The sequence below is a fragment of the Streptomyces tsukubensis genome (assembly GCF_003932715.1).
Classification (GTDB): domain Bacteria; phylum Actinomycetota; class Actinomycetes; order Streptomycetales; family Streptomycetaceae; genus Streptomyces; species Streptomyces tsukubensis.
On the sequence record NZ_CP020700.1, the window covers coordinates 7,135,474 to 7,158,452 of the forward strand.

At 71.0% G+C, this 22,979-nt stretch carries 14 protein-coding genes; 7 read left to right on the plus strand and 7 right to left on the minus strand.

Annotation, left to right across the window (positions count from 1 at the left end):
- Positions 1 to 149 precede the first annotated feature (149 nt).
- Positions 150 to 2,621: a hypothetical protein gene (locus B7R87_RS29715; RefSeq protein ID WP_130584752.1), complete on the minus strand. Its 2,472-nt coding sequence runs from the start codon at positions 2,619 to 2,621 to the stop codon at positions 150 to 152.
- A gap of 376 nt (positions 2,622 to 2,997) precedes the next feature.
- Between B7R87_RS29715 and B7R87_RS29720 the strand changes: the two genes are divergently transcribed.
- Positions 2,998 to 11,637: a DNRLRE domain-containing protein gene (locus B7R87_RS29720; RefSeq protein WP_006345312.1), complete on the plus strand. Its 8,640-nt coding sequence runs from the start codon at positions 2,998 to 3,000 to the stop codon at positions 11,635 to 11,637.
- The gene (locus tag B7R87_RS29725) at positions 11,628 to 12,167 is read left to right on the plus strand and encodes an SMI1/KNR4 family protein (RefSeq protein WP_006345311.1); all 540 of its coding nucleotides are present in this window, start codon (positions 11,628 to 11,630) and stop codon (positions 12,165 to 12,167) included. The genes B7R87_RS29720 and B7R87_RS29725 overlap by 10 nt, the downstream gene beginning before the upstream one ends.
- Positions 12,168 to 12,222: 55 nt before the next feature.
- Here B7R87_RS29725 and B7R87_RS29730 read toward each other — a convergent pair whose 3' ends face one another.
- A complete protein-coding gene (locus tag B7R87_RS29730) occupies positions 12,223 to 12,912 on the minus strand; it encodes an RNA polymerase sigma factor (protein WP_130584753.1) in 690 nt (229 codons plus the stop codon).
- A gap of 155 nt (positions 12,913 to 13,067) precedes the next feature.
- Between B7R87_RS29730 and B7R87_RS29735 the strand changes: the two genes are divergently transcribed.
- The 3 genes from B7R87_RS29735 (at position 13,068) to B7R87_RS29745 (ending at position 15,754) form a co-directional block, all read left to right on the plus strand.
- Positions 13,068 to 13,532 (plus strand): hypothetical protein, encoded by a 465-nt coding sequence (locus B7R87_RS29735; RefSeq protein WP_006345309.1) that lies wholly within the window; start codon positions 13,068 to 13,070, stop codon positions 13,530 to 13,532.
- Positions 13,533 to 13,771: 239 nt separating this feature from the next.
- Positions 13,772 to 14,548 carry a S1 family peptidase gene (locus B7R87_RS29740; protein WP_006345308.1) on the plus strand — a complete coding sequence of 259 codons (777 nt, stop codon included), beginning with the start codon at positions 13,772 to 13,774 and terminating at the stop codon, positions 14,546 to 14,548.
- A 363-nt stretch (positions 14,549 to 14,911) separates the two neighbouring features.
- Positions 14,912 to 15,754 carry a DUF4097 family beta strand repeat-containing protein gene (locus B7R87_RS29745; RefSeq protein WP_006345307.1) on the plus strand — a complete coding sequence of 281 codons (843 nt, stop codon included), beginning with the start codon at positions 14,912 to 14,914 and terminating at the stop codon, positions 15,752 to 15,754.
- Between the two features lie 94 nt (positions 15,755 to 15,848).
- On the opposite strand, the gene B7R87_RS29750 is transcribed toward B7R87_RS29745, so the two are convergent.
- The 3 genes from B7R87_RS29750 to B7R87_RS29760 all read right to left on the minus strand — a co-directional run bounded on the left by B7R87_RS29750 (position 15,849) and on the right by B7R87_RS29760 (position 18,362).
- On the minus strand, positions 15,849 to 16,361 hold the full coding sequence (locus B7R87_RS29750) for a hypothetical protein (RefSeq protein ID WP_006345306.1): 513 nt from the start codon (positions 16,359 to 16,361) through the stop codon (positions 15,849 to 15,851).
- 153 nt (positions 16,362 to 16,514) lie between these two features.
- Complete coding sequence (locus B7R87_RS29755) at positions 16,515 to 17,465, minus strand: class I SAM-dependent methyltransferase (protein WP_198965082.1); 951 nt, start codon at positions 17,463 to 17,465, stop codon at positions 16,515 to 16,517.
- 330 nt (positions 17,466 to 17,795) lie between these two features.
- Positions 17,796 to 18,362, minus strand: a complete 567-nt coding sequence (locus tag B7R87_RS29760; protein WP_006345304.1) for an EF-hand domain-containing protein — start codon at positions 18,360 to 18,362, stop codon at positions 17,796 to 17,798.
- Positions 18,363 to 18,536: 174 nt separating this feature from the next.
- On the opposite strand from B7R87_RS29760, the gene B7R87_RS29765 reads away from it, so the two are divergent.
- On the plus strand, positions 18,537 to 19,421 hold the full coding sequence (locus B7R87_RS29765; protein ID WP_006345303.1) for a GNAT family N-acetyltransferase: 885 nt from the start codon (positions 18,537 to 18,539) through the stop codon (positions 19,419 to 19,421).
- A gap of 115 nt (positions 19,422 to 19,536) precedes the next feature.
- Here the strand turns inward: B7R87_RS29765 and B7R87_RS29770 are convergent, their stop codons facing one another.
- On the minus strand, positions 19,537 to 20,478 hold the full coding sequence (locus tag B7R87_RS29770) for an NAD-dependent epimerase/dehydratase family protein (RefSeq protein ID WP_130584754.1): 942 nt from the start codon (positions 20,476 to 20,478) through the stop codon (positions 19,537 to 19,539).
- Positions 20,479 to 20,548: 70 nt separating this feature from the next.
- Between B7R87_RS29770 and B7R87_RS29775 the strand changes: the two genes are divergently transcribed.
- A complete protein-coding gene (locus B7R87_RS29775; protein ID WP_040913150.1) occupies positions 20,549 to 21,451 on the plus strand; it encodes a LysR family transcriptional regulator in 903 nt (300 codons plus the stop codon).
- A 69-nt stretch (positions 21,452 to 21,520) separates the two neighbouring features.
- Here the strand turns inward: B7R87_RS29775 and B7R87_RS29780 are convergent, their stop codons facing one another.
- On the minus strand, positions 21,521 to 22,978 hold the full coding sequence (locus tag B7R87_RS29780; protein WP_040913149.1) for a cellulose binding domain-containing protein: 1,458 nt from the start codon (positions 22,976 to 22,978) through the stop codon (positions 21,521 to 21,523).
- Position 22,979 lies beyond the last annotated feature (1 nt).

The window sequence follows — 22,979 nt, forward strand, 5'->3', positions numbered from 1 at the left end:
CCGACGGCACACGGCACGGCACGCCCGGACCGGCGCGGGTGAGATCCGGCGGCGCATCTCCCGGCGGAGGGGAGCCGATCGTGACACGGGCCCGGTCCCTTGATCAAACGGTCGTGCCCGGGGACCGCCCTTCCCGCACCGGAATCCGGTCAGGACCCGGTGTCCACCCCGTCGGCCGCGGTGAGCAGTTCGTCCCCCGCGAGCCTCAGACCGCGACAGCGGTCCGGGTCGAGGTCGTCACCGGGCCGGGCGGTGACGGTACGGGCCGCGCCACCGGCGGCGGCGTACCCCTGACGGCTCCAGCTCAGCGCGGCGCAGCGGCGCAGCAGCGGGTCGTCGTCGGTGAGACGGCGCTCCAGCGCCCGCCGGTTCCGCGGGCCGGGTTCGTGCAGGGCCAGGCCGAGGAGGATCTCCGCCCGGATCTCGGCCGAGGGTTCGGCGGTGAGCCGCTCGTCCAGTACGGCCGCGGCCACCTCGCCCGGTGCCGCGGCCAGCAGGACGACCGCCAACTGCCGCAGGTCGGCCCGCCGATGGGCGGCCAGGGCCCGCCACACCGGCACCGCACCGGCGAGGCTGGTGAAGATCTCGTGGTAGGCGTCCTCCCAGTCGTAGTTGGTGTAGTCGGTCGACCATTCACCGTGGGCCGGTGCACCGGCGAAGGCGGACTTGAGCCGCCGGACCTGACCGTTCACGGTCTCGTCGGCCTCGCCGGTCACGTTGTCGACGGTGACGACGGCGACCAGGAGTTCCAGCAGCCGCTTCCGGTCGTCGTCGGCGGCGACCCGGTCGACCAGCGCCGTCAGATACCGGAACGCCGGGCCGGTGGCCGTGGCGATGGTCTCCTGGTGCCACAGCAGATTCGACAGCACGGCGAGCGCGGTGGAGAAGGCGTACGGATCGGCGAGGGTCAACCCCTTCAGCAGGAACGGCAGATGGCGGGCATCGCCGTAGAACGTGGCGAGGCCCGCCCAGGGCACCCGGTCGGCGTCGGCGAGTTCGGGTACGGCCGGTGCCGAGTGCCAGCCGGGCAGGGCATGGGCGATACGGCCCAGATCGGCGTGGGCCGCGACCCGGTCGAGCCCGTCGAAGGCCACGGTGCCGAGACCGGTGCCGTCGGGTCCGTAGAGCCGCCACGGCCCCACCGGCCCGCCGCCCGCACCGGCTTCGACGGCCCCCTCCGCGACGACCGCACCGGCCGCGTCCAGAGCCTGCCACCACTCGACCGGTTCGCCGTCGACGGGGGCGTCGACCGCCGTGACCTCGGCGGTACGGACCCCCGACGCGTCGAACCAGGACGCCACCACCAGGGTCCCGTCGAGCGTGGTGCGCTCCATGCGCACGGCCCCGTCGGGGTGGAACGACCGCATCGTGGTGGTGCCGTCGGCAGCCCACTCCGATTCGCGGTCGAGGCGGTGGCGGTAGTCCCACGAGCGTCTCAGCCCGGTCCCGTCCGGTCTCCGGCGCTCCAGCGCGGACAGTGCGCCGCCGGAGAAGTAGCTGCGCCGTTCGACCCGCCGACCGTCGGTGAAATCGGCCTCGCGGTAGCTGTGCTCGTAGTGCGACGTGTAGCGGGACTGCTTCCAGATGCGCCAGGTCCCGACCGCGGCACCGGTCTCCTCGTCGACGTCCCCGAGGACGTACGACTCCATGCCCTGCACCCACACCGTGTCGCCGGGCGCTTCGGGCGGCGGCGGACCGGGCTCGTACGCGACGGCCGGTTCCGGCTGCCCGCCTTCGGCCCGCTCCCGCCGCAGCAGCCGCAGCGCCAGCTCCGGCAGTTCCTCGTACGCGGCATACCGCGCCGCCTCCGGTGACCGCCCCAGACCGGCGGCCAGGCACAGCTCGACCGACGCGGCATCACCGTCACGCGCCGCCTCGGCGAGCGGCCTGTCCCCGTGGCGCGCGACCTCGTCGCCCGCCCGGTTGTAGACGATCAGATGCGGTGTCCCGTCGGCGTTCCAGTGCCGGGCCAGCCCTTCGAGGCGGCCGTCGCGCCAGCGCGGGGCCGACCACTTCCCGGTCGGCCAGAACGTGGCGACCTCCGGCACCCCGGCCGGGCGCTCCGGCACGGGATCGCCTGCCATGGTCACCTCGCTGCCGTCGGCGGCGAAGCAGGCCCAGCGAACCCTGGTGCCCCCGTCGTCGAAATCGTGGACGATCGTACGGACGGCCGGGGGCCAGCCGTCGAACGAGAACGGGTCGCTGCTGGGGTTGTCGCTGCGGTGGCCCGTCACGGTCGCCGGCGTGCCGTCGCGGTGCTCGGCACGGACCGCGAGGCTGCCGTCGTCGTGGTAGCGCAGCAGAGTTCCATGACGCTGCCCGTCGCGCCAGTCGCCTTCCTCCAGGGCTATCCCGTCGGGACGCCACAGTCGCCACCGGCCCGTCGGCACGTCACCGCTCCAAGCGCCGACTCCCCATGCCCGCCTTTTCGGGCCGCCGGGAAACAGCTCCCACTCCTCGATGAACTCCGCTTCCGCGGGGACGCCCGCGGGCCGGCCCGCACCCTCGGCCCGCCCCGCCGCCGCGCCGGGACGCCCGGGCCCCGGAGCCCTGTCCCCCGGCCCCGGTACGTCCCCGGAGCCGCCCCCAACACCGTTGTCGCTGTGCAGATCATCAGGCATGGGCCGAATGGAACCACCCCCCACCGACACCCCCCACCGGACACCCCGCATCCGCCGGTCCCTCCGGCCCCGGCCCGTACCGCACTCCGGGATCGCACCGCCCTCCTGAACCGTCTCCGGCTTTGCCGGTTGAAATACCCGGCCGTCCGAAATGTCCGGAGGGTTGACAGGCTGTCAGGTATATGTCAGATACTTTCGCCGCCGTGCCCGGAGGGGGGAATGCGCCCGATCCTCCGGACGCGGTGCAGAAAAGGGTTCCGGCTGGGCGGAAATCTCCGCTCCAGCACATTCGGCGTGCCCGCTTTCCGCTCTCCGGAGGCGGCGGCGGGGCGCCGGAACGGAAGGACGTGAGGTGAGAATTCCCTACGGAAGAACTGTGTCCTGCCTGGTGGCGGCGGCGATCGTGGGCACGGTGCTGCCCCAGGCGGCCCAGGCCGCCCAGGCATCACCATCGGGCAAGGGGGATGGAAAGGGCATCTTCGACACCGTCAAGGGCTGGTTCTCGGACGACGACGAGAAGAAGTCCGAACATGCCGAACCGCCCCCCGGCGGAAGGATCGAAATACCCAGCCGGGAAAAGCTGTCCCGGGGAAAGAAGGCGCCACCGGCCAAGCGGGTCAAGGAGCTGGCCGACCGGAGAACCCCGCAGGCACGCTTCTGGCAGCTTTCCGACGGGCGGGTCGAGGCGGAATTATCTGCCGCCCCCGTCTCCTATCGGGCGGGTTCCTCCTGGAAGTCCGTCGACACCACGGTCAGGGCGGTCAAGGGCAAGGGATTTGCCTTCGCCAACACGGAGAACGTCAGCCGGACCTGGTTCGGCGAGGACCCCGGGCGGCTGCTGCGCTTCGAGGCCCCCACGGGCGAAGCCGTCACCCTCGGGCTGCTGGGCGCGGCCCGCGGCGTCAAGCCCGGTGCGCAGGGCGACACCGTCACCTACAAGGGACTGGCCGCCGGTGCGGACGTCTCCTACCAGGTCGGCGCGGGCCGGGTGAAGGAGAACATCACCCTGAACCGGCGGCCCGCGAAACCGGTGTCGTACGTCTTCACCCTCGACGCCGGGACGCTCCGGCCGACCGAGCGGCGGGACGGTTCGATCGCCCTCTTCGGCGAGGATCCGGGCACCCCGGTCCTGGTGATCCCACCGGCCTTCATGACCGACAGCCGGAAGGACCGTACCTCCCCCTACGGCACGTCCTTCAGCCCGAAGGTGGCCCAGAAGCTCAGCCGCCACGGCAAGGGCTGGCGGATCACCCTCACCCCGGACGCGTCGTGGCTGGCCGCACCGGAGCGCGCCTATCCCGTGGTCATCGACCCGACCATCACCATCGCGCCCTCCGCATCGGTCTCCCAGGACGTGATGGTCCGCTCGGACCAGCCCACCACCAACTTCAACGGCACCTGGGAGATGGCGGCGGGGAAGACCAGCGCCACCGGAATCGCCCGTTCCCTGATCAAGTTCCCGCTGACCGAGATCCCGGTGGGCGCCAAGATCGACGCCGCCCGGCTCGGCCTCTACTACGACCAGACCCACACCGCCTCGGGCACCAACGTGGACGTGGAGATCCGCCGGGCCACCGGCGCCTGGGACGAGGCGACCGCCACCTGGAACAACACCAACGCCCTGGTGGGGGAGCAGTCCGCCACCACGGTCCAGCTCGACGACGGCGATCCCGGGACGGCCGCCGTCGGCGAATGGCCGCGCGTCACCGGCACCGGTGCCGGCGGCGACTACACGTACAACAAGAACGCGGCGACCGGGGAGTCGTACACCTACCAGCCGCAGGTGCACGAGACGGCCGACTACCGCGTCGAGGTGTACACCACGCCCCAGACCGACGGCGCCACCGCGGCCCCGTACCGGGTGAACTCGGCGGAGCCCGTACAGAACTTCACGGTCGACCAGTCCACCGGCACCGCGGGCTGGCGCCGGCTCGGCACCGCCCAGATCGACTTCACCAAGGGCAGCACCGGCAGCATCGTGCTCGGCGACACCGGCGATGCCGCCCGGCGGACCATGGCCGATGCGGTACGGCTGGTGAACGCGGCCCAGATCCGCAAGGACGTCGGCGAATACAACTCCTGGCACAACTTCGCCGTCGCCGACACCGTCCAGAAGTGGGTCAACGGCACCTCTCCCAACCACGGCTTCGTCGTCAAGGGCGTGGACGAGTCGTCGACCGCCCCGCTCGGCGGGCCCGCCTACGAGGCCGGGGACTACGACTACGGCGGCGAGACCTCCACGATCCCCCGGCTGACGGTCACCTTCGGCAAGGTCGGCACGTCGCTCCGCTCACCGACGGTCATCCACTCCACCGGGCCCGAACTCTCCTGGTCCGCCTACACGAACACCAGCGGCGACCCCGATCTCGACCTCGTCGAGTACCAGCTGCACCGCTCCACCCAGCAGGTCTTCACGCCCTCGTCCGCCACCCGGATCGCGCCCGTCGCCCGGACGCTCACCCGGTACACCGACACCACCGCGGTCCCCACCCCGGACAGCCATCCCGAGGAGATCGGGAAGGTGTACTACTACCAGATCGCCGTGAGAACCCGGGACGGACAGCTCCTCGGCTCACCGACACGACTGGTCGCCATCCCCAAGGCGGGCCGCACCATGCGGCTCATCCAGGCCGGACAGACGGACACCACCCTCTCCTCGGCCAAGCCGACCACCAACCTCAACACCATCGAACAAGGCACCGTCGGACAGCACTGGCTGAGCGTCGGCAACAACTCCGGCACCTACGGCAGAACCCGCGCGGTCGTCGACTTCCCCACCACCGCCATCCCCAGCACGGCCACGATCCTCGAAAGCCGGATGTTCCTCTGGCGGACCCTGACCGAACGCACCGGCACCGCCAAGGCACGCTACAACCTGCACGGGCTGACCAGGGAGTTCACCGAAACCGCCGCCACCTGGAACAACGCGGCCGCCACCACCGCGTGGACCACGCCCGGCGGTGACCACTCGGCCGCCGTCGCCGACTACGTGCCCTCCGTCAACACCGACCTGGGCCGCCACTGGTGGGACGCCACCGGCCTCACCCAGAGCTGGGTACGGACCCCCGCCAACAACAAGGGCGCCCTGGTCAAACTGCACGACGAGTCGGCCACCGGACCGCAGGAACGCTCCCTCTTCCTCTCCGCCGGCGCACCCGACGCACAGCTCCGCCCGCTGCTGCGGGTGATCTACGTCGACGCCACCGCGGAGAACACCTACTACGCGCCGAACACCCCGCACCGGATGACGACGAACACCGACTACACGGGCGCCGTCACGATCACCAACACCACCCCGACCGCATGGGCGGCCGGTGAGCGGGAGCTCTCGTACACCTGGAAACTGCCCGACGGCACCGACGTCACCACGGCGGCCAACCAGAAGCGGACACCGATCCCCGCGCTGCTGCCCGGAAAGTCGGCGACCGTCAACGCGGCCATCAGATCCCCCGACATCACCACCACCGGCAACGAACGCGCCGAGCACTACATCGACTGGGACATCCGCAAGGTCTCCGACGGAACCTGGCTCTCCGCGGGCGCTGGCGGCATTCCGCCGCTGCGGCAGGACGTGGCCGTCGAGGACCTCAAGGCCCACCAGCTGGGGCTGGAGAAGTACTACCCGTACACCGGGAAGAACACCGGCTCCGGCGCCACCCTGATGAACAACCTGGCCGCGGGCAACGGCGTCTGGTCGTACAACGCCTTCAGCAACCCGGGCCGCGGCCTCACCTCCTTCGCCCGCTTCGCCCACAACTCGCAGGACACCTCCGACTCGGTCCTGGGACACGGCTGGTCCGCCCAGCTCGCCGGGCCCGTCCGGCTCGGCGTACCGCTCGACTTCCACCCCAGGACCAGCCCCACCGAGATCCGGCTCACCGACGGCGACGGCACCACCCACCTCTTCCGCAAACAGGCGGACGGCAGCTGGCAGGCGCCCGCCGGACTCCACTACCGGCTCACCATGAAGACGGGCCTGTCCTGCACCCCCGCACAGGACACCGTCACGGACGCCTGGACCCTCACCCGGCCGGACGGCACCCGCTTCCGGTTCGGCTGCGACGGCTATCTGACGGAAGCCGTCGACAAGAACGGCAACACTCAGGAGTTCACCTACGAGGAACGGGTCTCCCACAACAGGACCGTCAAATTCCTCACCTATGTCACCGACCCCGCCAACCGCCAGTCGCTGACCATCGACTACTGGCAGAAGGGCGACGCCACCTACGAGTACATCGACGGCACCGGCGCCAAGGTCACGGGCACCGCGCTCAACAACCCCCGGATCCACGACCATGTGAAATCGGTGACCGACGTCTCCGGCCGCACGATCTCCTTCCACTACACGCTGAAGGGCCTCCTCGGCCGGATCACCGACGGTGACGGCACCACCCAGCCCAAGGTCTTCGCCTTCGACTACGACCCGGCGCAGGCCGAACGGAACGCCAAGCTGGTCCGGATCACCGATCCGCGCGGCAAGCACACCGCCGTCGCCCACCACGTGCCCGGCGGCACCACCGCCGTCAAGGACAACTGGCGGGTACGGACCATCACCGACCGGCTCCAGGGCACGACCGGCTTCACCTACGCGGCGAACGCCGCCGACGCCGCCCACACCGACACCACGGTCACCGACGCCGAGCAGCGCGCCTCCGTCTATGTGACGGACGCCGCCGGGCGCGGTATCCGGCACACCAACGCCCTCTCGCAGACCGTCAGAAGCGACTGGGACAGCGACCACAACGTGATCCGGCTGGAGGAGCACAACGGCGCGAAGACCGCCTACTGCTACGACCCGAAGACCGGCTATCCGCTGTGGACCCGCGACGCGGAGCAGAACCGGACCGGTGTTCCGCCGGCCGCCGACTGCGCCCCGGGCACCGCTCCCGCCAACGCGACCCGCTTCGAGTACCAGACCCGGGCCGACGGCTTCTCGGCGGACCTGTTCCGGAGGACCTCGCCGGAGGGCCGCGCCTGGCAGTTCGGATACGACTCCTTCGGCAATCTGACCCGGGTGACCGACCCCAAGGGCGTCGCCACCCCGTCCGTCCCGAACGACTACACCACCACCTACGCCTACGACGCGCACGGCCAGCTCACCACCGCGACCGACGCCAACGGGAACCCGGCCACCAACGGAGGCTTCGGCCCGCACGGCTACCCGGCGACCGTCACCGACGCCCTCGGACACACCACCACCTATCTGTACGACGCGCGCGGCCAGGTCCGGGAGCTGACCGACCCGCTGGGCAAGAAGACCACCCAGACCTACGACGTCTACGGGCGTCCGCTGGTCAACAAGGCACCCAAGGACCAGACGGCCGGGGTCTTCATCACCTATCCGGCACCGGTCTACGACGCCAACGACAACATCACCACCTCCACCTCCCCGGCGGGCGCGGTCTCCACGGCGGTCTACGACGCCGCCGACCAGATCACCGAGGCCACGGCACCGCAGGACACCCCCACCGGCCCCGTCCGCCGCTCCGTCTACACCTATGACCGGGTCGGCAACCTCCTCACCTCGACCGAACCCCGGGGGACCCTGACCACGGCCGACCCGGACGACTTCCGGACCGTCCACACCTACGACGCCATCGACCAGCTGACCCGGCTGACCAACTCGGCCGGCGACCGGATCTCGTACGAGTACGACAACGTGGGGAACGTCGTCACCGTCACCGACCCGAAGAAGAACGCCACCCCCGACACCACCGACTTCACCACCCGGACCGCGTACGACCTCAACCACCGGGTCACCATCGTCACCGACGCCGCGGGCCGCACCACCTCCCGCGCCTACGACAAGGACTCCCTGGTCACCGCAGTCACCGACCAGGAGAACAACACCACCAGCATCACCTACGACGAGGCCGCCCGCCGGACCGAGGTCCGCGGCCCTTACGAGGGCACCACCCACCGGACCACGAAGTACGAGTACGACCAGGTCGGCAACGAGACCCGGCGGATCAGCCCCCGCGGCGTGAACACCCCGGCGCCCGACGACTTCGCGTCCGAGACCACCTACGACGCGCTGAACCGGCCGGTGCGGCAGTACCTCCCGTACGACCCGGCCGACCCCCGGCACAACACCCGGGTCCACACCCAGACCTCGTACGACGCCGCCGGACGGGTGGCGAGGGTCTCGCTGCCCCCGTCGGAGGGCGAGACCGTCCGCAACGACACCGACCACCAGTACTACGACAACGGCTGGGTGAAGCGGTCCACCGACCCCTGGGACATCGCCGCCGCCTTCGACTACAACGAGGAGGGCCAGCAGACCGCCCGGACCGTCACATCCGCCAACGGCACCGCGTCCCGCACCATGGGCTGGTCCTACTACCCGGACGGGAAGCTGCGGACCAAGACGGACGACGGGGTGCCGGTCGGCAGCGCCGTCGTCGTCGTGGACAACTCCGACTCCCAGTCCACCTCCGCCACCGGGACCTGGACCAAGGCCACCGCGACCGGCCAGCACGGCCACAACCACCAGACCCACCCCGCCGGGACCGGCACCGAGTCCTTCACCTGGGACCTCGACGTACCCCGCGACGGCTCCTACACCGCCTATGTGAAGTACCCGCCGGTCAGCGGTGCCGCCACCACCGCGAAGTACACCTTTACCCGCTCCGACGGTACGACGGCGGACATCGTCCGCGACCAGAGCACCGGCGCAGGCAACTGGGTGGCGATCGGCAGCTACACCCTGACCCGGGACAACGGGGCGAAGCTCCGCCTGTTCCGGAACCAGTCCGGCACCGTCGTCGCCGACGGCGTCAAGCTGGTGCGCGCCGGTACCGGCGAGCCCGACGACGAGCGGCGCTCCTTCGCCTACGCCTATGACGCCAACGGCAATATGACGTCGATCGACGACACCTCGTCGGGCCGGAAGATCGACGCGTACACGATCGCCTTCGACGGGCTCAACCAGGTCACCAGGGTGACCGAGGCGCTGGCGGGCCAGGAGCGGAAGGCCACGGCGTACACCTACGACGCCAACGGCAGCCCCACCAGCGTGACCCACCCCGACCAGCACTCCGTCTACACCTACGACGCGCGCGATCTGGTGTCCTCGGTCTCCGTGGGCCGTTCCCCGCAGGACACGACGCCCAAGGTCTCTTCCTACACCTACACCCCGCGGGGGGAGAAGCTCCGGCAGACGAAGGGCAACGGGAACGTCGTCGACTACACCTACTACCTCGACGGTGCGGTCCACACCCAGACGGAGAAGAAGCCCGGCGGCACCCTCGTCGCCTCCCACACCTACGACTACGACGCCAACGGCAACAAGGCGCGGGACACGGCGAAGAAGATGAACGCCGACAACCGCACCGCCCTGCTCGAAACCACCACCGAATACGGCTACGACCCGGCCGACCGGCTCACCCGCGCGGCGCGGACCGGACACGGCGCGGGCACCGACACCTATGTCCACGACGACAACGCGAACGTCGTCAGCCAGAACGTCAAGGGGACGGCCACCACCTTCGCGTACGACCGCAACCGGCTGGTGTCGGCCACCGCGGGCGGCACCACCTCCACGTACGCGTACGACCCCTTCGGGCGGCAGAGCACCGTCACCCGCGGCGGACAGATCGTCGAGCGGAGCGTCTACGACGGCTTCGACCACGTCGTCGAATCACGGAAGCGCAACCAGGCGGGCGCGTTCGTCTCCACCACCTACAGCTACGACCCGCTCGACCGCACCGCGTCCCGGACCGAGGGCACCAAGACCACCGACTACACCTACCTCGGCCTCTCCCAGGAGGTCCTCAACGAAGAGGTCGCGGGCGCTCTCACCAAGTCCTACCAGTACAGCCCGTGGGGCGAGCGGCTCTCCCAGGTGAAGCACAACACCGACGGCACGACCGAGTCCGGCTACTACGGCTACAACAGCCACTCGGACGTCGAGCTGCTCACCGGCTCCGACGGCGACAGCACGGCCACCTACGGCTATACGGCCTACGGCTCCGACGATGTCCAGGACTTCACCGGAATCGACAAGCCCGAAGCCGCGAACCCGGGCAAGGAGGCCCACAACTCCTACCGCTACAACGCCAAGCGCTGGGACTCCGCTTCGGGCACGTACGACATGGGCTTCCGCGACTACAACCCCGGCCTCAACCGCTTCACCAGCCGGGACATGTACAACGGCGCCCTGACCGACATGGGGCTCGGATCGGATCCGTTCACCGGCAGCCGGTACGCCTTCACCGGCGGCAACCCGGTCTCCAACGTGGAGATGGACGGGCACTGGTTCGTCATCCCGCTCGTCTACTATGCGGCTGCCGCGGCCCTCGGCACCGCGGCCTACGCGGCGACCCCGCAGGGTCAGCAGAACCTGGCGGACGCGGCCGAGGCCATCGGCCGGCTGATGCCGTCCGCCCAGGACGTCTCCTCGTCCGGTTCATCAGGCTCCTCCCGGCCCGATGCGGGCCCCACGCCGAGGCCGTCGCCGGGGCCGGCGCCCAGGCCGCAGCCGCGTGGGACGGGCAACCAGAGCAGCACCTGCAACAGCTCCCCGTCCCTCGACGGGAACCGCCTGTACTTGCCCACGGAGGAGTTCACCGACCGGAGCGGGAACAAGCGGTGCCGGGCGACCGGAACCTACGCCTTCGTCGGTCCGGACGACTACACGAAGCGCGGGACCTGCGACAAATGCGAGACGGGCTCCTACGACCCGCCTGGCATGGGCGAGATCCGGGCATCGGGCGGTACACCGGAGATCGGGCACCTCATCGGCTATGTGATGCGGGGCTCCGGACGGGATCCGAGGAACCTGGTGCCCCTGCACAAGAAGACGAATTACCCCGAGATGTACCACAAGGTGGAGAAGCACATACGTAATGCGATGCTGGCCAAGAAGTGGACCACGGTCCATGTGAAACCCGTCTACGGAAACGCCAACTCGGGGGTTCCGACCCAACTCGACTACACCTACAGGATCATGGGTTCGTCAGCGGTGCGCTGCACCATCATCAACCAGCCGACGACCGGTGGTACCACATGCACCTAGCGCCGACCTTCGACGATCTGCGGGAACTGCTCGGCGAGCCCCGTTTCCTGTGGACGGACCCGCGGCCCTGGACGGAACTGGAGACCGAGCTGGGCATCCGGTTCCCCGCGGACTACCGGCGGTTCGCCGACGCCTACGGGGCGATTCTGATCAACAATCAGCTGACGATCTTTCACCCCGCGACGGTCTGGTACAACCTGGGCCAGGAGATCCGGGAGGAGCCGGAGCTCTGGGAGGACATCGACGAGGACCGGCCGCCGTGCACCTTCGGCACCGGCCCGGGCGAGGTGTTCCCCTGGGCGCATTCGGCATCCTCCGAGAAGGCGTACTTCAAGGTCCCTCGCGACGAAACGGACGCCTGGGCCGTCGCCGTCATCGAAAGGGACGAGTTCGTCTACACCGAGTACGCGATGACGTTCAACGCCTGGATGTTCGCGTATCTCGGCGACGAGGACGAGGACCTGGCCATCAGCGCACGCGAGTTCGCGCCGGACGGCCCGTTCTTCAGTGAGCTGCCGCAGCCCGGATAGGAGGCACCGAGCCTGCGACGGCCCGCCGGACCTTCCGGCGGGCCGTCGCCCGTGTTCACCGGCCGGTGCTCCCGGGATCCGGCTCCGGCGGGCTCCCGGCGGCCCGGGCCGTCCCGCGGCCCCGCTCCCCGCCGCGGGACCGGGCGCCGTCCGGCCGCACCGGGGCCTGGCCCGTCAGGGTGAGGTAGCGCGCCAGGCCGTTCAGACCCCGGTGCACCGCGGACCGTACCGCCGGGGGGCGGGCGACCAGCAGCCGGGCCGCCGTCGCCGTGTCGAGTCCGATGACGGTACGGAGCAGGACCGCCCGTGCCTGCCGCTCCGGCAGGATCGCGATCAGGGCCAGCGTGCGCTCGGTCGAGATGCTCTCCAGCGCCTCCCGGGCCGTGTCCCGGGGACCGGGGACCTCATGGACCTCGTGGTCCAGCAGGGTCGTCCTCGGCCTGCTCCGCTGACGGCGCAGATGGTCGACGGCGCGGTGTCGCGCGATCGTCCTCGCCCAGGCGGTGAAGCCCGCTCCGGAGCCCCGGAACCGGCCCAGATCCCTCGCGATCTCCAGCCAGCTCTCGGAGGCGACGTCCTCCGCGTCCGCGCCCACCAGCCCGGACAGATAGCGCAGCAGGCCCGGCTGGACGGCGGCGTAGACGACACGGAAAGCGTTCTCGTCGCCCGTCCGCGCCCTGTGGACCGCCCTCCCCAGCTCCGCCTCGCGGGCCGTGACCGGCCGCTCTCCGCTCCATGAACCCATGGGGCTCCCCTCCCGGTCCGGTCGCGGGTCCCCCTGGACGCTGCCCCGCCGTGCGGGCCATCACGCCATCCCCGCGTGATGGCGGGACGGTTCCGTCCGCTTAGCCACCGGGGGCCGTACGGCGCCCCGAGTCGCGACGGGAAGGGTGATCACCGATGCAGCCGATCGGCTATCGCGTACCTACGGCACTTCACGTACGCAGCTATGTCGCGGAGTTCGTGGAAGGAGTCAACGCACGGGCGCGGCTGCCCCTCGACTACTCGGTACGGAGTCTGCGGGTGGTCGACCGTGTGGTGGACGGCCTGAGACGGGGCGGGGCCGAACGGGCCCGGCCCGTGGAGACCCTCTTCGGGCTCGGTGCCTACGCGGGCGAGGTGATGGTCCGGCGGGCCGGCGGCTTCTGGGTCGACCTGGGGGCGGAGCAGCGGGAGCTGTTCGGCCAGCCGCTGGCCGTCCGGATGCCCGACGGGCGGCGCTGGAATCCGCTGGGGAAGGTCCTGAAGCGTTTCGATTACGGGGCCGAGGAGTCGGTGGCCCTGCTCTACCTCCAGCTCCACGGCAGGCGGCACGGCACCGGCCACCCCCCTCCGCTCGGCGCCGTCCGTCCTCCGGCGGCCTGAGCCCTGGCCGGGACCGTGCCTCTTCGATCTCCGCCCCACGGTGTGCGGCGGGCTGAATCAGCCCGTCGGACCGGCCCGGACCTCGGACTTCTCCAGCCCCAACGAACGGTTGCCCAGGGCGTGTTGATGAGAGGAATGCCATGGTCGGCGGGGCGGACGAACCCGGCGGGCGAAGGTGCCGTCCTGCTGGGGGGACGTACGGCCGACCCGGCCGTTCGCCCGTTTCAGGAGAGGCTGCCATGCCCAGGTCCAACAGGCGTACCACCGCCGCCGTGTTCACCGCGACCCTGCTCACGGCGGTGGGGACCGCCGCCACCGTGACTCCCGCCGTCGCCGTCCGGGGAGGCCAGAACACCACCGTCACCGACCATCCGTACGCGATGCGGATCGTCAACAAGGGCGGTGCCCATGTCTGCGGAGGCACCCTGGTCGCGCCCACCAAGGTGCTGACCGCCGCCCACTGCGTCGCCGGACCGACGGCGCGCGAATTCAAGGTGATCGGCGGCCGGACCGAGATCCAGAGCACCCAGGGCACCGTACGCGCCATCTCGTCCATCAAGCTCCACGCCAAGTACGCGCAGGGCACCTTCGCGTACGACGCCGCCGTCATCACCCTCGGCTCCGCGATGCCGTACGCCACCCTGCCCGTCGCCGGGCCGAACGAATCGGCGCTGTACACCCACGGCAAGACGGCGAAGGCGATCGGCTGGGGGCTGACCGCCAGGGACACCAACGGCACCCGGCTGAAGTCGGCCGTGCTCACCCTCGGGCCGCTGGCGAAGTGCGAGCCGTTCACCGAGCCCGGGGACTCCGGGGCGCTCAAGGTCTGCGGACTGCCGGGGCCCGGCACCACCGACAGCATCTGCCGCGGTGACTCCGGCGGCCCGCTGATCGCCGGCGGCAAGGTCATCGGCGTGGTCTCGACCGGGAACAAGTACTGCGACACGGAGCATCTGAAGTCGGTGTTCACCCGGACCGGGGCGGTCGCCGCCGGACTGGGCCTGCCCGTCGGCTGAGGCCGGACACCGCGGGAGCCCGGCGCCCCGATGCCGGGCCCACCCGCCTCTGATGGCGCCACCCAGGCGCCATCAGAGGCGGGTGGGTGCAGGATCACGCCATCCGCGACAGATGTCCGCCCCCGCTGTGACGACAGCAGGGGGCGGACGTCCTCCGCCCCCTGTGAAAGCTGCCCTGCCGTGGCCATCAGGTGCGTTGCTGTGGCGTCGACGGCGCCGCCGGTTCTGCGCGGGGCCGCGGCGATACCGTTCGAGCCGAGTCGACTTGATGTGGCGCAATATGCGCACCATAATGGCGCCATGCGAGTGCCCGTCGGTGAAGTGCGGGGACGGCCGTGGGACAGTGCGAGAAGGGGAACAGCCATGCCTGCTTTTGAGACTCCCGAACCGATCTCCGTCACGATCGACATGGGGGCGGGCGATGTGGAGATCATCGCCGATGACCGGACCGACACGGTCGTCGAGGTGCAGCCGAGCGACGACACCGACGAGTCGGATGTGAAGGCCGCCGAGCAGGTCAGCGTCGAGTACGCCGACGGAGTGCTGACGATCAGGACCCCCAAGTCCAGGAAGCTGGACCTCTCCCGGAAGACCCGCTCGGTCGATGTGTCGATCGTGGTGCCCAGCGGCTCGGCCCTGCGCGGCGAAGCGGAGGCGGCGGACCTCCGCTGCTCCGGCCGCCTCGGGGAGTGCACGTACAAGACCTCCGTCGGGCACATCCAGGTGGACCGCACCGGACCGTTGCGCCTGAAGACCGGAGGCGGCCGGATCACCGTGGCCGGGGTCGACGGCGATGCCGAGCTCGCCACGGGCACCGGGCGGATCCGGGTGGGAGAGGTCGACGGCTCCGTCGTGGCCAGGAACTCCAACGGTCATACGGAGATCCGCGAGGTCACCGGCGACGTCCGGATCCGCTGCGCGAACGGCGACATCTCCGTCGAGCGCGTTCGGGGGGCGAGCACCGAGGCCGAAACCGCGAACGGCAGCATCCGGATCGGGGAGGTGACCCGCGGTACGGTCGAGCTCAAGACCGCCACCGGGGATCTGGAGATCGGGCTCGGCGCGGGCCTCCCGGCGAAACTGGACCTGTCCACCGGGTTCGGGCGGGTGTTCAACACCCTGGAGAGCGTCGCCGAATCGTCCGAGCAGTCGATCGCGGTCCGGGGGAAGACCTCGTACGGGGACATCACGGTCCACCGGGCCTGACGGAGGCAGTCGCGTACGGAACCGAGCGTTCCGTACGCGACCGTGCCAGCAGGAGTTCAGCGGTTCAGCGCTGCAGTGGCTTAACGGTGCGGTGCTACCGCACCCAGCCGTTGAACTGCTGCTTGCCGCGGGGCGCCCGCCGGTTGTTCGCCAGCGCCGCCGCGGAGGCACGGATCATCCAGGCGTTGACCGAGATGCCCTGCCGCGAAGCGGCCTCTTCGATCTGCTCCTTCATCGCCTGCGGTGGCCTGAAGTTGATCCGCGCCGTGGCGCCACTCGCCGCTCCGCCGGAGGCTCCCGTGGTCCATTCGCTCGCCATGTCGTCCGCCGGGTCCGCGAGGTCCCCGGCAGGAGCCCCGTCACTCGGGGGCGGGGTCACCACGAAGCTCGGCTCCATCCCGCGCAGGCGCAGGTCGACCGAGCCGGGGGCCAGGTCCCGGGTGATCTCGTCGGCCGCGTCGGACAGGACCTTGAGCAGCGTGAGCCGGACGGCCGCTTCCAGTGGAGCGACGAGCCGCTCGGCCGCCGCGCGGGTCTCGGCATCGCCCGCCGCGGAGGCGGCGACCAGTTCGTCGCGCAGGGACTCGACGTACTCCCGTAGTTCCATTCTCCTATCATGGCACACTTGTGGCGCCACACTGAGCCACCCGGTCGGTTTCCTGCGCCATGCGGTCGGCCGTACGGCCGCCGCCGAGGCCCGAAGGACCCCGGGGAGCGGGGGACACCGCTCCCCGGGGCAGGTGCCCGGCAGTGCGCTGCGTCAGCCCCGGTGACGCCACCAGAACGAGGCGGGGCGGAAGTGCCGGGTGACCCCGAGCCGGTGCCAGAGCGGACGGAGCAGGGCCCGGAGCTCCGGGTCGCCGTGGACGAAGGCATTGGGCAGCTGGACGTCGAAGCGCTCGGGAGCCGATGTGAGCATCGCCGCCAGCAGATACTGCTCGGAGTAGAGCCGCCAGCGCCAGGACTCCGGATAGTCCGACGGCAGCATGATGTCGTGGACCTGGATCAGCACTCCGGGCTTCAGCCTGGGCAGCAGCTCGAAGAAGAACACCATGACGTCCGAGCCCATGTGCAGACGGTGCGACCCGTCGAGGAAGACGATGTCCCCCGGTTCCAGTTGCTCGAAGACCGCGGGGTCCGCCCGCTGGAGCGGCACCCGGACGACCTCGTCGCACAGGGCGTCGATCGGGGCCCGGGGGCGGGGGTCGACCGAGACGATCCGGGTCGTGAGCCCGAGGTCGTCGACGGCGCGGCGGGCGAACTTGGTGGAGTTGCCGGAGCCGATCTCCAGATACCTGGCGGGTTTGGTCTCGGCGAGCAGACCGTACAGGGACAGGGCGTCCAGGGGCGGCAGCCAGGTGTTGCCCCAGTAGGGGACGGTGCCCAGCTCCCTCCCCTCGACGGAGATCCCGGCGAGCAGATCGGCAAGGCTCAGAAAGCCCGTCAGTCGCTCGGCATAGGTATCGCGGTGCTTTTCCAGTAACTCTCGTACCGGGGTGAGTTCGGCGCGGGGCTCCGGCACCACCATATGGTCGAGAAAGACCGGCTTGACCAGTCCGGCGGCCCACATGGTCAGCCCGAAGGCGGTGGGCCTGCGCTCCAGCCGGTCGAGACCGCGCTGGATGAGGGGAAACCGTTCGAACACCGTGGGGGAGGGTTCGCCGGCGGAGTTGGGGGTCTGGGCACGCAAGGAGAGAAGCCTTTCGGTCATGGAACGGCCGGGAAGGACGTGCTCTGAACCATGCTGTGGTGCTGCGGCGTCGCTGCGGTGCGTGTCGTGCCGTTCGCGGCGTCGCGCAGATACGGGGCTGGGCGGGTGCGGCTGCTCCGGTTCGGTCGGCGGAGGATCGGGACGGGATGATCTTTTCCCCGGACCCGGGCCGGATATCCCGCCCGGTCCAAGCTGACTGGAACCCGGCGCTCCGGGGCGGATCCGGGTACGGCCCCGCCCGGGCCGCGCGTTCGGGGGATACGGGCGGGGCCGGGGCGCCCGGCCCGGCACCGTACGGAGGTACGGCCCCGGGCGCCCCGCGGCGGTACGTCAGCCGACGTCGAGCGGGCCCAGCAGCCAGGCGCCCGGGCCGTGGGGGTCCTCGTCGAAGTAGTACCCGCGGATCGCCTCCAGCAGATCGTCCCGGTGGATCAGCCCGTCCCCGTCGCCGTCGAGCCGCCCGAAGACCTCCCGGGCGTCGGCCTCCGGCATGCCCATCAGCGCGCCCGTCCAGCGGACCTGCTCACCACGGGTCAGCCGTCCGTCGCCGTCCCCGTCCACCACATCCATCAGGGCGTCGAGGAACGGTATGTATCCGGCGTCGAACGACTGGGGCGTCACCAGCAGCCCGGCGGCGAACGCCGCCCGGTACTCGCCTTCGTCGATCCTTCCGTCCCCGTCGGTATCGGCCACCCGCACCAGGTGCTCCCACAGCCCCACGGCCAGGCCCCGCAGCCGCTCCAGGTCCGCTGCCCCCTCTTCCCGGCCGAACGCGGCACCGAGCCTGCGCACCGCGGTCTCGAAGTCCTCGCGCTCGATGAAACCGTCACGGTCGGTGTCGTACGTCAGGAACCTGCGTGCGAGCTTCCGCTCCAGGAACCCGCTGATCTCCGGCATGTGTTCCGCCCTTGTTCTCGTGGTCGCCGGGGCATCCGCCCCGTCTCGGTCTACCCCTGCCGAACCCGCCCCGACCGTCCGGAATCCTGTTCGGAAACCCGTCCGGGTCCGCACCACCGACCGCCCGGCCGCACGGGCCAGGGCACTGTCAGTGGCGTCTGGTTGGATGCGGCCATGGCTGACAGGGTTCACGACGACTCGTTCCTGCGCGCCGCGGCGGAAGCGTATTTCGACGCGGTGCCCCGCTCCTCCGCCCGGGCCGAGGACTTCGGCGCGCTGACCCTCTTCGTGCCCGGGGGCCCGGGAGGGGGCTGGCCCCGGTTCGCGCGCCCCGCCCCCGGGAGCCGTATCACGTCCGCCGATGTGACCCGGGTGCGCGCCCGGCAGCGGGAGCTGGGGGCGCCTGAGCGGTTCGAATGGGTCGCGGAAACGGCACCGGCGCTGCGCGCCGCGGCGGAGGGCGCCGGGCTCGCGGTCCAGGAGTATCCCCTGATGGTGCTGGCACCGGGCGAGGCGTCGTCCGCCGTGCCGGAGCTCGCGGACGGGGCGCGGATACGGGTGCTCCGGGCCGGTGACGCGGAGCTGCCGGGCGCCCTCGCCGTGGCGGGGCTCGTCTTCGGCTCCCGGCCCGCCGCGGACGGTACGGCACCGGAGGAGCGGACCCTGCTGGTGGCGGAGGCGGAGCGGGTGAAGGCCGACGGCACCCTCTCCCGTACGGAGGACCGGATCCGGGCCGGGCTGCTCGGGGTCGCGGCAGCCGTCACGGGGGACGGGGAGATCCTCTGCTCGGGGCAGCATCTGCCGTCGGCCGGGGCGACCGAGATCGTCGGGGTGGCGACCCTGCCGTCGGCGCGCCGGCGCGGTCTGGGCTTCGCCGTCACGGCGGCGCTGATCTCCGACGCCCGGTCGGCGGGAGCCTCGCTGGTGGTGCTCTCGGCGGCGGACGAATCGGTCGCCCGGCTCTATGCCCGCCTCGGTTTCCGCCGGATCGGCATGATGCTCGTCGCGGAACCGCCTGCGGCCGACCCGCACGCCGGACCGGACGGCTCCGGCGTGTGACGGGGCGGCAGAGCGGCGGATGACGCGGGCACCGGGCGCGGAGGCCGGTGGGGGACCGGACCCCGCGCCCGGACACGGCCCCGGGCACCGGGCCGCGGGCAGCGGGACCGGCCGGTCAGCCGGCCGGCAGGGTGGCGGCGGCGAGGGCCTCGTCGACGGCCGACGGCAGCCAGTCCCCGACCGGGGAGAAGCGGAATCCCAGATCCGCGGCGCGGGCGTTGCTCATGGCGTAGTGGCGGTCGAAGGAGTACGGCGAGGCCTCCTCGCCCTCGGCCACCGTCCGGAATCGGGGGGCGCGGCCGGTCCTGGCGGTGACGGCGGCGGTCAGGCCGTGGACGTCGAGGGTCCCGTCGGAGCAGGCGTTGAGCGGGCCCGTGAAATCGGTCTCCGTGGCCGCCCACAGCAGGCAGTCCGCCATCTCCTCGTGGTGGACGAACGACGAGGGGAGCGCCCGTGCGTGGACCGCGATCTCCTCGCCCCGCACGATGCGGTCGGTGTAGTGGGCCAGCCGGCCCGTGAAGTCCTGTGCGCCCCCGCCGAGTACATGGGCGACCCGTACCGTGGCGAACTCGAAGGGCGCCTCACGGGTGAACACGGCCTCGGCCTGGCGCTTGCCCTCCGAGTAGTGCGCGTCCAGGAACTCCTGGTCGCGCCAGGGCAGCCCCGGGTCCACCGGCCGGCCCACCGGGTTCACGGTCCCCTCCGACAGAAGAGTGTCCTCCGGTACGGGCGGAAGCGCCGTCGTCGCCGGGTTGTAGACCTCGATGGTCGAGGTCATGACGTACCGCCGGGTCCGCCCGCCGAAGACACGGACGGCCTCGGCCGCCTGGAGGGGGCTGTAGCAGAACTGGTCGGAGACCGCGTCGAAGGTACGGGACCCCAGGGCCGCTTCGAGCGCCGCAGGGTCGTTGCGGTCGGCGACGACGTGGTCGACGCCCGGAGGCGGCGGGGTCGAACCCCGGTTGACGAGGGTGACCCGGTGCCCGGCGGCCTGGAGGCGCCGGACCAGGAGTATGCCGAAGTATCGGCTGCCGCCGATCACACAGATTCTTTGCATGCCCTCATCGTGAAGTCCTAGGGTCCTCAGTGGAACTGGTCTGTTACTGGATGTGTATAAAGGAAAACTGTTGATTGATGTGCAGCGGCTCCGAGTGCTGCGGCAGGTGGCGGAGTGCGGGAGCTTCAATCGCGCGGCGGCGGCGCTGGGGCTCACACCGTCCGCGGTCTCCCAGCACATCGCCGCGCTGGAACGGACCGTCGGTACCCCCGTGGTGACCCGCAGCACCCGGGGGGCCGCTCTCACCGAGGCGGGCCGGATCATGGTGGCCGCGGCGGAGTCGGTCGCCGCCGAACTCGCCCACGCCCGCCGGCAGGTGGATCTGCTGGGCTCGGGCCGCCCCCGGCTCACCGTCGCGACCTTCACCAGCGGCGGCAGGTTTCTGCTGCCCGGCGCCCTCGCCGCGCTGACGGCGGCCTGCCCCGACGCCATGCTCCATGTGCGGGAGGCCGAACCCGAGGACGCCCTGCGACAGGTCCGCCAGGGGGCCGTACAGCTCGCGCTGGCCTACTGCTTCGACGGCCCCCTGCCGGGCGGGCGCGCCGGAGTGGAATGGATCCCGCTGCTCGACGATCCGCTGCGCATCGTCCTGCCCGCCGGTCACCGGCTCGCGGACCGTACCGCACTCGACCTCGGTGAACTGGCGTCCGAGCCCTGGGTACTGGGCTGTCTGAGGACCGAGGAGTATCTGCGGCGCTACGCCGCACGGGCGGGTTTCGCCCCGCAGGTGCGTGGTACGACGACCGACTACTTCTTCGCCTGCTCCCTCGTCGCCGCGGGGCTGGGAGTGGGGCTCGTCCCGTCCATCGCGCTGGCGCAGGAGATGCCCCCGGGAGTGTGTGCCGTTCCGGTCGCGGAGCCGGAGCCGGTCCGGCGCATCGGGATCGCCGTGATCGGCCGCCGCCGGGACGATCCCCTGCTCGCCGCGTTGACCGGGGCGCTGCGGGACCGGGCGGCGGCCGTCGGCCGGTGACGGACGGACGACGGGCCCGGGGGACCGGACCGGCACCCTCGCGGTGCCGGTCCGGCCGCCGCGGTGCCGTCAGTTCGCGGTCACGGTGTCCTCGAACGAGGTGCCCGCGGTGCGGTAGGCCGCCACCCGGGACGCGACCTCGGCCGGGGTCAGGACCCGGTCCTTGACATGGAGCACATAGTCGACCTGCTGCTCGTAGGTCCTGGGCGCGGTGGACGTCTGGCCCGCGAGGCTCGTCAGCCACTGGTTGAACGCGATCAGCATCCCGCGCTCCGGGAGATAGGCGGAGCTGTGCGTGCCGAAGAGCCTGCCGTCGACGTAGTAGCGGATGTCCTGGTCGTCGATGGTGAACACCAGATCGCGCCAGCCGTCGAAGCTCTGCCGCTCCACGGTGTGCGTGTTCAGGACCTGCCCGGTCGTGGGGTGGTACGTCTCCCAGGACGTGGTGAAGAAGGCGTTCGAGGTCTCGCCCCAGCCGCCGTTGGGCAGATACTCGAAGTCGTACTCCGCGTAGTCGTCGGCCATCGGGGACTTGAGGTCGTTGATGGCGAAGAACGTCTGGATCACATGGTCGCCGTCGGGACCACTGACCGGGGCGTCGCTGAACTTCACCCGGGCCGCGTAGGTCCCGTTGCGGAACTTCATGGTGTTGGTGGAGATCTCGGCCTGCCGGGTACTGGCCGCGGTGCCCTCGGTGGAGGTGCTCAGCTTGAGCAGGGTGCTGCCGCCCTCGGTGCCGAAGCCGATGTTCTGCGGGGACCAGGTGGCCCCGGGGACCCCCGGGCCGCCGCCCCAGCTGCGGATCATCCAGCCGTTCGCCGTGAGCCGGGGATCGTTCGCCGCGGTGTAGGCGAAGTCGTCGAAGAGGGTCTGGGCGGGCGGCGGATCGACCGGACCGCCGGGCTCCGTGCCCCAGACGGTGGTGCCGGACAGCTGCGCGGTGACCTTCGGCCAGTCCGCGTAGGCCGACTGCGCGGCCCCGAAGGAGTGGTCGTCGCTCTGGACCAGCTGCTGCCAGTCGGTGCGGTGGAAACGCACCTGGATATCACCGGAGTCGGCGCCCGGGGCGAGGGTGCCCGCGGCGGCCGAGAAACCTATCTCCAGATAGCGGTCGGCCGTCGCCGTGGGCCGGGCGAGGGTACCGAAGGAGCCGGTGACGTTGGAGCAGCCCCGGACCGCCCAGTCGCAGGCGAACCGGTAGTTGGTGGTGGCCGCATCGGCCTTGAGGTAGTAGCGGAGCTTGACACTGCTGAGCGGTACGGCGGCCGTACCCGTGTTACGGATCTTGAACCAGGGTGCGGACTGGCTTGCGGTGGCACCGCTCACGCCGGTGCGGTACTGCACGGCGAGGGTGCTGCCCGAGGTGGACGCCACGGTGGTGGGGACCGTGCTCGCGGTGCGGGGCGCACCCGTGGTGCCGGACGCGTTCGCGGTGCCGGGGATCGCCGCGAGCCCGGCGGTGCCGAGGATCATCGCAAGCGCACCGGCCGCGGTGGTACGCAGCCGGCTGTGGGGGGTTCTTCGCATG

Bases quoted from the DNA above. Each gene is read 5' to 3' on its own strand.
- B7R87_RS29715 (WP_130584752.1), bottom strand. From the start codon at position 2,621: ATGCCTGATGATCTGCACAGCGACAACGGTGTTGGGGGCGGCTCCGGG.
- B7R87_RS29725 (WP_006345311.1), top strand. From the start codon at position 11,628: ATGCACCTAGCGCCGACCTTCGACGATCTGCGGGAACTGCTCGGCGAG.
- B7R87_RS29730 (WP_130584753.1), bottom strand. From the start codon at position 12,912: ATGGGTTCATGGAGCGGAGAGCGGCCGGTCACGGCCCGCGAGGCGGAG.
- B7R87_RS29735 (WP_006345309.1), top strand. From the start codon at position 13,068: ATGCAGCCGATCGGCTATCGCGTACCTACGGCACTTCACGTACGCAGC.
- B7R87_RS29740 (WP_006345308.1), top strand. From the start codon at position 13,772: ATGCCCAGGTCCAACAGGCGTACCACCGCCGCCGTGTTCACCGCGACC.
- B7R87_RS29745 (WP_006345307.1), top strand. From the start codon at position 14,912: ATGCCTGCTTTTGAGACTCCCGAACCGATCTCCGTCACGATCGACATG.
- B7R87_RS29750 (WP_006345306.1), bottom strand. From the start codon at position 16,361: ATGGAACTACGGGAGTACGTCGAGTCCCTGCGCGACGAACTGGTCGCC.
- B7R87_RS29755 (WP_198965082.1), bottom strand. From the start codon at position 17,465: ATGACCGAAAGGCTTCTCTCCTTGCGTGCCCAGACCCCCAACTCCGCC.
- B7R87_RS29760 (WP_006345304.1), bottom strand. From the start codon at position 18,362: ATGCCGGAGATCAGCGGGTTCCTGGAGCGGAAGCTCGCACGCAGGTTC.
- B7R87_RS29765 (WP_006345303.1), top strand. From the start codon at position 18,537: ATGGCTGACAGGGTTCACGACGACTCGTTCCTGCGCGCCGCGGCGGAA.
- B7R87_RS29770 (WP_130584754.1), bottom strand. From the start codon at position 20,478: ATGCAAAGAATCTGTGTGATCGGCGGCAGCCGATACTTCGGCATACTC.
- B7R87_RS29780 (WP_040913149.1), bottom strand. From the start codon at position 22,978: ATGCGAAGAACCCCCCACAGCCGGCTGCGTACCACCGCGGCCGGTGCG.